General features: G+C 57.6%; 1 pseudogene. It reads right to left on the bottom strand.

Features of this window, described 5'->3' with window-relative positions:
- Positions 1-434 (bottom strand): annotated as a pseudogene (locus B3849_RS17435) (sensor histidine kinase); the annotation flags it as partial.

The raw sequence follows: 434 nt of genomic DNA, 5'->3' as shown, positions 1-434 counted from the left end.
AGTGGCGTGACCGTCAGCGTCGGACTTGGCTCTTCTGCGCGGCCAAAGGCCAGCGTGGATTCGCACAGGTGCACGGCGCGGGTGATTGAGCTGACCAGCTTGGGGGCCATGCGTTTGACCGTCGGATCCTCGGACATTTCGATCCGGTCGGTAAACANNTCTTTCTGGCGCAGGGCTTGGGTCAGTTCGGTTTCAAGCTTCATCAAAGCTTCCTCGGCCTCGCGCACCTCTGTCACACCAGCAGAAGGTGAAATGATTCGTCGCGCATCCTCGGGGGCAAGCGCGTAGTTCTGCATATGCCCGACCACACCCTTGATCGGCTTAAGCAAAAACGCCCGCATGGTCAGAAACAGCAAAAACGCCGTGATCATCGAGATGGCGGCAGAAAGCACCAGAATGCGAATACCATAGTCGATCATGGCGGTCCGTAAGGA

It is taken from the genome of Sulfitobacter sp. UBA4523 (assembly GCF_002388305.1).
Taxonomy (GTDB): domain Bacteria; phylum Pseudomonadota; class Alphaproteobacteria; order Rhodobacterales; family Rhodobacteraceae; genus Sulfitobacter; species Sulfitobacter pontiacus.
This window is presented reverse-complemented; position numbering and strand designations above follow the sequence as displayed.